This is a genomic window from Candidatus Methylomirabilota bacterium (assembly GCA_035936835.1).
In the GTDB taxonomy this organism is placed as follows: domain Bacteria; phylum Methylomirabilota; class Methylomirabilia; order Rokubacteriales; family CSP1-6; genus AR37.
In genome coordinates, this window is sequence record DASYVT010000142.1 from 1 (window position 1) to 3,937 (window position 3,937).

At 68.7% G+C, this 3,937-nt stretch carries 4 protein-coding genes; all 4 read right to left on the minus strand.

Features of this window, described 5'->3' with window-relative positions:
- Positions 1-439 (minus strand): patatin-like phospholipase family protein (locus VGV06_12480; GenBank protein HEV2055968.1); only part of this gene is annotated, 439 nt, incomplete at its 3' end.
- Entirely contained in the window at positions 436-2,067 is a 1,632-nt protein-coding gene (locus tag VGV06_12485; protein ID HEV2055969.1) for a long-chain fatty acid--CoA ligase, read from the minus strand. The genes VGV06_12485 and VGV06_12480, both read right to left, overlap by 4 nt.
- The gene (locus VGV06_12490; GenBank protein HEV2055970.1) at positions 2,064-2,897 is read right to left on the minus strand and encodes an SUMF1/EgtB/PvdO family nonheme iron enzyme; all 834 of its coding nucleotides are present in this window, start codon (positions 2,895-2,897) and stop codon (positions 2,064-2,066) included. The genes VGV06_12485 and VGV06_12490 overlap by 4 nt, the downstream gene beginning before the upstream one ends.
- On the minus strand, positions 2,894-3,937 hold a 1,044-nt coding region (locus tag VGV06_12495), incomplete at its 5' end, for a diiron oxygenase (GenBank protein HEV2055971.1). The genes VGV06_12490 and VGV06_12495, both read right to left, overlap by 4 nt.

A 3,937-nucleotide genomic window follows, 5' to 3' on the forward strand; every position in this document is an offset into this window, starting at 1 on the left:
CCGAGGCGGCGATCAGATCCCGCAGGGGCGCCGGATCGAAGAGCGCGCTGGTCTCGTTCAGGACGAGCAGGGTGAGCCAGCCGGGCAGAAAGCCCGCGAAAATTACCGGCCCGCGCAGCGTGTAGACCTGCTCGCGCGTCACCGTGCGCCACATCGTCTCGAGCCGATCGGCCCGGCCGCTGGCGATCATGGCTGCATTGAGCGCGCCGGCGGAAGAGCCGGCGACGAGCCGGATGGGCAGCCCGCGCTCGACCAGGGCGGCGGCAACGCCAGCCTCGTAAGCGCCCTTGGCGCCGCCGCCCGAGAGCACCAGCGCCATGGGCGCGTCAGGCGGCACGCTGGATGCTCTGCATGACGCGCGGGCAGGCGCGGGCGCCGTCATGATGGCGAGCGCGACGAGGGTGGCGACCGCCCGCGCGCCGTGGTGCCGATCGCTCACGCCTTCGGCTTCCAGCCCTTGAAGCGCTCGCGCAGGACCTTCTTGTCGAACTTGCCGACGGAGGTCTTGGGCACGGCGTCGATGAAGACGACCTCGTCGGGCAGCCACCACTTGGCGACACGCGGCGTGAGGTGGTCGAGGATTTCCTTCTCGGTCAGCTTGTCCTTGAACTCCGGCTTGGGGACGACGCAGGCGAGCGGCCGCTCCTGCCAGCGCTCGTGGGGCACCGCGATGACGGCGGCCTCGAGGACCTTCGGGTGGTCCATGATCGCGGTCTCCATGTCCACGCTCGAGATCCACTCGCCGCCCGACTTGATCAGGTCCTTGGTCCGGTCGGTGATCTGCACGTAGCCCTCGGAGTCGATGCTGGCCACGTCGCCGGTGCGGAACCAGCCGTCCTCCGTGAACTGCGCGGCGCCGGCCGGGTTGTTGTAGTAGCCGCTGGTGATCCACGGCCCGCGCACGTGGATCTCGCCCACGCTCGCACCGTCCCATGGCTGGACTTTGCCGGAATCGTCGACGATCCGCATGTCCACGCCCGCCACGATCGCGCCCTGCTTGGCGCGGATGTTGTAGCGCTCCTCCTCGGGCAGGCTGTCCGCGTAGGAGCGCGGGCGGCACACGGTCCCGAGCGGCGACATCTCGGTCATGCCCCAGGCGTGGAGCATGTAGGCGCCGTACTTCTTGTCGAAGAGCTCGATGAGGCTCTTGGGCGCCGCCGAGCCGCCGATGGGGATGCAGCGGATGGACGAGATGTCCCACTGCGGCTCCTTCTCGAGGATGGCCTGGATGGCGATCCACACCGTGGGCACGGCTCCGACCAGCGTCACGCGCTCGTTGTGGACGATCTCGATGATGTCGCGCGGCTGGGGGTTGGGGCCGCCGAAGATCTGCGTGGAGCCGTTCATCACGCCGGCGAAGGGCACGCACCAGGCGTTGGCGTGGAACATGGGCACGATGTGGAGGATCACGTCGCGCTCGCAGATGCCGAGCACGTCCACCGTGGACGAGGCGAAGCAGTGGAGATAGACCCCGCGGTGGGTGTAGACCACGCCCTTGGGGTGCCCCGTGGTGCCCGAGGTGTAGCACATGCCCGCGGCGTCGGTCTCGTCCAGCTTCGGCCAGGCCTCAATCGGGTTCGCGTCGGCCACCAGCGCCTCGAAGTCGAGCGCGCCCGCGGGGATCTCGGCGGTCGGCGAGTCCTTCATGACGATCACGTGCTTGACGCTCTTGAGGTCCTTGCGGATGGGCTCGAGGAGGTGCCAGAGGCTCGCGTCCACGATCAGGACTTGGTCCTCGGCGTGGTTGATGATGTAGGTCAGGTCCTGGGCCGAGAGACGGATGTTGACGGTGTGCAGGACCATGCCCATCAAGGGCGCGGCGAAGTAGATCTCCATGTGCCGGTGCGAGTTCCACGCGAACGTCCCGACCCGGTCGCCCTTCTTGAGGCCGAGGCCCGCGAGCGCCGCCGAGAGCCGGCAGACGCGGTCCGCGTAGTCGCCGTAGGTGTAGCGCTGGAGCCCCAGCCCTGGCACCCGCGTGGCCATGGTCTTCCGGTGGAAGATCTTGCGCGCCCGCTCGAAGAACTGCGTGAGCGTCAGCGGGTAGTCCATGATCAGACCCTTCATTTGGCCATCTCCCCCAAGTCCTCCGACGTGGCACAGCGGAACCCGATGAAGTGGTGGCCGCGGGCCACGCCCCTGTACTCGTAATGGCGGCGGAACGTCACGCGCAGCGTCTCGAGCGGATCGTCGTGGCTCGCTCCGCGCACGACGCGGCGGGCGAAGCGCCCGGCGGCCTCGCGCCCGTCACCCGCCACGTACGGGTAGGGGCGGTACTCGCTCGCCGTCCACTCTCTCACGTTGCCCAGCATGTCCTGGACGCGATCCGGGCTCTCGCCTCCGGGTGTCGTCGCGCTGACGGGCGCCGTCGCGTTGTACGCGCGGCCGTAGATCGCGCGAGCGGGCGTCGGCGCCGCGTCGCCCCACGGGTAGCGGCGCTTGTCCGGGCCGCGCGCCGCCTTCTCCCACTCGGCTTCCGTCGGCAGGCGCAGACTCTTCCAGAGGCAGTAGTCCCGCGCGCCGAACCAGCTCACTTCCACGGCCGGGTGATTCTCGAAGCCGGGATCGGCCGCGTAGGGACCCGCGGGTCCGCGTCCCGGCCCCCCGCGTCGCTGCCCGTGGATTCGCACGTCCGCATCGTCCCAGTCGAAGTAGTCCTCGCCTTCGGGGCTCTTGGCGCCCCGGGCGTTGAGGAACCGGACGAACTCGGCGCTGGTCACTTTGTGACGGTCGATCCAGAAGTCCCGGACGTACACGCGGTGGAGCGGCGCCTCGTTCGGCTCATCGGTGTCGCTGCCCATCCAGAAGGCACCGGCCTGGATGAGCATGATGCCGTCGGCGGCGGCGGGGCCCGGCAGGAGAGCCAGCACCACGCCGAGCGCCAATCCCCGTGTCAACGCCGGCGGGCGTCGAACTCCTCGGCGACCTTCGCGTCGTTCTCGAGGAGCGCCTCCGCGTCGATCGTGGCGAAGTCCAGCACGCCCATGTCGGCGTAGGCCTTCTGGACGCGCTGGCCCCAGAGGCCGATGTCCTTGACGGTCGGCACGATGCGGGTGAAGAGGCGCGTCCGGAACTGCCTCATCTGGTCCGACTGGAGCGTTGCCTGGATGCACTCTTCCACCGGAAGCCCGAGGGTCTCCCACACCTCGCGCTGGTTGAAGCGGTCGCGCATGTGGTAGCAGGCCTCGACCACGAACTCCTCGCGCTCGTCGCGCTCCCCGTCCGAGAGGTTCGGGTAGTAGTCGCGCAAGGCCAGGCGGCCGAAGGCGACGTGGCGGGCCTCGTCCTGCATGACGTAGGCGTTGACGGCCGCCGCGAGAGGGTTCTTCGCCGTGTCGCGGATCCGCTGGAAGGCCGCGAGCGCCAGGCCCTCGATCAGGATCTGCATGCCGAGGTAGGTCATGTCCCAGCGGCGGTCGCTGATCGTCTGCTCGAGGAGGGTCTTGAGGCCGGGCGTGATCGGATAGGCCAGCTCGAACTTCTGGTGCAGGAGCCGTGCGTACGCTTCGACGTGGCGCGCCTCGTCCATGACCTGGGTCGCCGCGTAGAACTTGGCGTCGACGCCGGGCACCGTCTGGACGATCTTGGCCGTGGCGATGAGCGCGCCCTGCTCACCGTGCATGAACTGCGAGAGCGTCTGGGCCTGGAGGTTGTGGCGGACGCGGATCCGCTCCTTCGCCGTGAGCCGGTCCCAGACGGGCGAACCCCAGATCGGCACCGAGCGGTCATCCAGCATCATCGGATTCTCGGGGTCGAGGTCCTGGGACCAGTCGATGCGCGTGGCGGCGTCCCACTGCTGCTTCTTGCCCTTGTCGTAGAGGGCCAGGAGTTTCGCGTGCCCGTCCTCGTATTCCCAGTTGAGGATGGTCTCGGTCTGCCCCTCGAACTTCCACTGCGTCTGCTCGACCGGGATCTGGTAGCGATAGGTGCTCGACAT

Excerpts from the sequence above, each read along its gene's own strand:
- VGV06_12485 (HEV2055969.1), bottom strand. The coding sequence starts at position 2,067 with ATGAAGGGTCTGATCATGGACTACCCGCTGACGCTCACGCAGTTCTTC.